The 4721-nt window shown below is 72.6% G+C and carries 4 protein-coding genes and 1 pseudogene; 2 read left to right on the top strand and 3 right to left on the bottom strand.

All coding sequences use genetic code 11. From position 1 onward, the window contains the following. Positions 1-948: serine/threonine-protein kinase (locus JM949_RS33675; protein WP_203152077.1), on the bottom strand; the 948-nt coding region annotated here is incomplete at its 3' end. Between the two features lie 144 nt (positions 949-1092). Here JM949_RS33675 and JM949_RS33670 point away from each other — a divergent pair. After that, entirely contained in the window at positions 1093-1293 is a 201-nt protein-coding gene (locus JM949_RS33670; protein WP_203152076.1) for a hypothetical protein, read from the top strand. After that, positions 1293-2090, top strand: a complete 798-nt coding sequence (locus tag JM949_RS33665) for a site-2 protease family protein (protein WP_203152075.1) — start codon at positions 1293-1295, stop codon at positions 2088-2090. Before JM949_RS33670 ends, JM949_RS33665 begins: the two co-directional genes overlap by 1 nt. A 62-nt stretch (positions 2091-2152) precedes the next feature. Here the strand turns inward: JM949_RS33665 and JM949_RS33660 are convergent, their stop codons facing one another. Together JM949_RS33660 and JM949_RS33655 are read right to left on the bottom strand one after the other, a co-directional pair. After that, entirely contained in the window at positions 2153-3151 is a 999-nt protein-coding gene (locus JM949_RS33660) for an aldo/keto reductase family protein (protein WP_203152074.1), read from the bottom strand. Positions 3152-3194: 43 nt separating this feature from the next. Beyond that, positions 3195-4721 (bottom strand): annotated as a pseudogene (locus JM949_RS33655) (WG repeat-containing protein); the annotation flags it as partial.

Genomic DNA, 4721 nt, shown 5'->3' with positions numbered 1-4721 from the left:
CGAGGGCGTCGACGCGGGCATCGGTGCGGCCGGGGTGACCGCAAGGGCCGAGGGCGTCTCGGGGGTGGGAGCCGCCAGCGCCCACGGCGGGCGGGCGGCGACCGGAATGCTCGCCAACGTCGAGTCGCGGGCGTCGGCGGCGGCCGCCGCCAGCTCGGCGGCGCTGCCGAACCGGTCCTCGGGACGTTTGCTCAGCGCCCGGGTCACCACGGCGGTCACCGCCGGTGGGGTGTCCGGCGGCAGCGGTGCCGGCTCCTCCTGGGCGTGCCGGAGCGCCACCGCGAGGGGGTTGTCGCCGTGGAACGGCGGCTGTCCGGCAAGGCAGAAGTACGCCACCGCGCCGAGCGCGTAGATGTCGGTGCCGGTCGAGACCGGCTGCCCGGTGGCCTGCTCGGGGGACATGTACGAGGCGGTGCCGAGCACCATGTTCGCGGCGGTGAGCCCGGCCATGTCACGGGACCGGGCGATGCCGAAGTCGACCAGCACCACTGTGCCGTCGGCCTTGACCAGCAGATTGCCCGGCTTCACGTCCCGGTGGACGATGCCGGCGAGGTGGGCGGTGTGCAGCGCGTCCGCGGCCTGGGACAGCACCGACATCGTGGTGGCCGGGTCCAGCCGCCCGGCCGCGCGCACCCGGGCGGACAACGGCTCACCCTCGACGTACTCCATGACCAGGTAGTCGACCCGGCTGCCGTCGGCGAGCGGGGCCTGCCCCACGTCGTGCACCGGCACCACGCCGGGATGCCGCAGCGCGGCCAACATCCGGGCCTCGGCCCGGAACCGGGCGGTGAACTCGGCATCGGCGACCAGCGACGGGAGCAACACCTTCACCGCGACCTCGCGTTCCAGCAGCACGTCCGTGCCGCGCCAGACCGCGCCCATCCCGCCCGTCGCCACGCGTTCGCCCAGTCGGTAACGGTCGCCGAGCAGCACTCCCCGAGTCAACACCGAGCCACCGTACCGGTCGGAGCCGATCGGATTGATCCACCCGTGGGTTCCCGCGGAGGCGAGCGAGCGGCCGTTGCGCGCCGGGCCGACTACGCTGGCGGGGGTTCGTCCCACGGGGACTTCAGCGGCGAGGGGAGACGCGGCATGGCGTGGAGCTGGCGGTACGAGGGCACGGACGGCCAGACGGTCGAGGGGCCGGCGGAGTCGTTCGGCAGCCAGGCCGACGCCGAATCCTGGATCGGTCAGACCTGGCGGGAGCTCGCGGCGTCCGGCGTCACCTCGGTCGCGCTCGTCGAGGAGGGCCGGGTGGAGTACCGGATGAGCCTGCTGCCCACGGCCGAGTGATGAGCCACGACCGGTCGGGTGCCGACGGGCTGGTCCTCGGCGTACCGAAGGCGGCGTTCCGGCCCAGCCCGGTCTTCCTCGGCCTGGTCGCCCTGTTCGCGGTCAGCGGGGTGCTGGCCTGGAACGGTTACGGCAGTGCCCGGTTCAACGTGTTCCTCTTCGTGGTGTCGGGCTGGCTGGTGTCACTCTGCCTGCACGAGTACGCCCACGCGGTGGTCGCCTACCGGGCCGGCGACCGGGACATCGCCCACCGGGGCTACCTGACGCTCAACCCGTTCAAGTACACCCACCCGCTGCTGTCGATCGTGCTGCCGGTGGTGGTGGTGCTGCTCGGCGGCATCGGCCTGCCCGGCGGCGCGGTGTGGGTGGACCGGCACGCCATTCCGGGCCGACTGCGGCACACCCTGGTCAGCCTCGCCGGCCCGGCGACGAACGTGCTGTTCACGTTGGTGCTGGTGGCGGCGGTGCGGCTGGGCACCCAGTCGGGTGGTCCGGTGGAGTTCTGGGCCGGGCTGGCGCTGCTCGCGTTCCTCCAGCTCACCGCCAGTGTGCTGAATCTGCTCCCGGTGCCCGGCCTGGACGGCGGCAACATGATCCAGCCGTGGCTCAACCCGCAGTGGCGCAGGATGTACGACCTGTTCGCCCCGTACGGCTTCATCCTGCTCTTCGCGCTGCTGTGGAACCCCCGCATCGGCGGCTGGTTCTTCGACGCGGTCTTCGCGGTCGGTGACCTACTCGGCCTGCCGTCGTGGCTCTACGCCACCGGCCTGGATCTGATCCGCTTCTGGCAGAGCTGAGCTGAGCTGACCCGGTCGCCCGGTCGGCGCGAGAGGTTCGCGCCGACCGGGCCGCCGTGGCGTCAGGGACGCTGCGCGGGGGACTCGGTCTTCGCCGGGTCCCGCTCGACGATCGGCGCGACGATGTCGTCGATCGCGGTGAGCAGGTCGGCGTCGAGCTTCACGCCGGCCGCCTTGACGTTGTCGTGCACCTGCTCGGGGCGGGACGCCCCGATGATCGCCGACGAGACGTTCGGGTTCTGCAGGACCCACGCCACGGCGAGCTGGGCCATGCTGAGCCCGGCCTGCTCCGCGAGGGGCTTGAGCTGCTGCACCCGGGTGAGCACGTCGTCGTTCATGAACCGGGAGATGAAGTTCGCGCCCGACTTCTCGTCGGTGGCGCGGGAACCGGCCGGCGGCGGCTGGCCCGGCAGGTACTTGCCGGAGAGCACGCCCTGGGCCATCGGCGACCAGACGATCTGCCCGATGCCCAGCTCCTCGCTGGCCGGTACGACCTCGGCCTCGATGACCCGCCAGAGCAGCGAGTACTGCGGCTGGTTGGAGACCAGCGGGATGTGCAGCTCCCGGGCGAGCGGGTGGGCGGCGCGCAGCTGGTCGGCGGTCCACTCGGAGACGCCGATGTAGTGCGCCTTACCGGAGTGCACGACGTCGGCGAACGCCTCCATCGTTTCTTCCAGCGGGGTGCTGTAGTCGTAGCGGTGGGCCTGGTAAAGGTCCACGTAGTCGGTGCGCAGTCGGCGCAGCGAGCCGTTGATCGACTCCATGATGTGCTTGCGGGACAGACCACGGTCGTTGCGGCCGGGGCCGGTCGGCCAGTAGACCTTCGTGAAGATCTCCAAGCCTTCGCGGCGCTCGTCCTGCAACGCCCGGCCGAACACGTCCTCGGCCCGAGTGCCGGCGTACACGTCGGCGGTGTCGAAGGTCGTGATCCCCGCGTCGAGAGCGGCCCGGACGCAGGCGAACGCGGCGTCCTCCTCGACCTGCGAACCGTGGGTGATCCAGTTGCCGTACGAGATCTCACTGACCAGCAGGCCGGAGCGGCCCAGGTGTCGGAATTCCATGTGTCGACCCTAGCCCGAGTGGATCACCAGTGCGACCGGCGACTCAGAGCACCGGATTGGCGTCGGTGAGTAGCCGGTCGATCTCCGTCAGCACCTCGGCGCGGTCGCGGTGTACCGGATCGATCAGCGGTAGGCCCTTGCGGTCCAGGGCACCCCACCCGGTGCCGGTTCCGACCAGGAACGCCACCGGGTGGATGACCAGCATCGGGTGCGTCGGCGGACCAGCACCGCGCCGGTGCGGTCCACCACGCCGCGCCGACCGGCCACGTCCACCACAGCGAGGCCTTCGTCGGTGAAACCGTCGACCTGCTTGCCGTCGGCCAGCTCGGTCACGAAGGCGTGGTAGCGGGTGGGCACGACGACCCGGCCGGTCCGGTCGACCGCCCCCCACCCTTCCCGGCGCACCGCGGCCAGCCCGCGACGGAACGGCCGTACCTCGCGAAGTTGGGCGGGACCCGCACCGCGCCGGTCGCGTCGATCGCCGTCCAGCCCCCCTCGCCGACCACCCAGGCCAGGCCGTCGCTGAACGGGTGCGCGGTCCGGAAGGACGGCGGGATGACCGTCGTACCGAGCAGGTTGATCAGCGACCACCGATCGGTGTCCGGCCGGCGGACCCAGGCCAACCCGTCGTGGAAGTGCTGCGCCTCGGCGTACCGGGCGGGAATGACCAGGTCACCGTCCGCGCTGGTGTAACCCCACAGCGAGCCGTCCCGCTCCGGCAGCGGGGGCCGGTCCCGGTCGAGCACCTCGTCGCGACTTCTGGGGTACGGCCCGAAGCCGTCCGCCGTGGCCCGGGCGGTGACCGCGTCGAGAGCCACCCGGACCCGGTCGAGCAGTTCGGCGTCGCCGGCACCGCGCAGGTCGAGCGCCTTCTCGAAGTGCTGGCAGGCTTCCATGAGTCGCCCCTGGTCGTAACACGACCGTCCGGCGTGCTCGTGCAGCGCGGCCCGCAACCGGTCGGGCAACTCCAGCGAGTTGGCCTGGGCGAAGAGCTGGTCCGCCTCGGCGAAGTCGCCGCGCCAGCGCAGCACGTGGGCCAGCCGGGCCTGGGCCAGCGCGGTCCGGCGCAGCTCGCCGGTGGCCTCGGCGTAGGTGAGCGCGAGCCGCCCGTCGGCGAGCGCGTCGTCCAGCTCACCGAGAATCCGCGAGGTCACCGCCCGCAGGCTGAGCAGCCGGGCCCTGGCCCGGTTGTCGATCGCCGAGCCCAACTTCTCGGTCAGCCGTCGCCGGATGGCCCGTAGGTCGTCCGGCTCCGTCAGATCCTCGCGCAGGGTGACCGGATCCAACCGCCAGCGGTACGCGGCCAGAACCTGCTCCGGATCGCCCGGATCGGCCAGCGACGGGCGGGTCGTCACCGGCGCGGCGTCGTCGGGTGGTGCGGACACCGGCGCGTTCTCCGCGTCCGCGCCGGTCCTCGGGCTGGGAACGGCCGAGGCGGGTGGCCCGGAGATGGGCGTCGCGGGATGCGGTGGCGTCGGCGCTGGCGGCGCGGAGACCGGTGCGGTGGCGGCTGGCGGTGCTGGCGCTGGCGGCGCGGAGACCGGCGGTGCGGCTGGCGCTGGCGGCGCGG

Source organism: Micromonospora tarensis (assembly GCF_016803395.1).
Lineage (GTDB): Bacteria > Actinomycetota > Actinomycetes > Mycobacteriales > Micromonosporaceae > Micromonospora > Micromonospora tarensis.
Note: the sequence above shows the minus strand (reverse complement) of the source record. Positions and strands in the feature narration are given on the sequence as shown.

Excerpts from the sequence above, each read along its gene's own strand:
- JM949_RS33670 (WP_203152076.1), top strand. The coding sequence starts at position 1,093 with ATGGCGTGGAGCTGGCGGTACGAGGGCACGGACGGCCAGACGGTCGAG.
- JM949_RS33665 (WP_203152075.1), top strand. The coding sequence starts at position 1,293 with ATGAGCCACGACCGGTCGGGTGCCGACGGGCTGGTCCTCGGCGTACCG.
- JM949_RS33660 (WP_203152074.1), bottom strand. The coding sequence starts at position 3,151 with ATGGAATTCCGACACCTGGGCCGCTCCGGCCTGCTGGTCAGTGAGATC.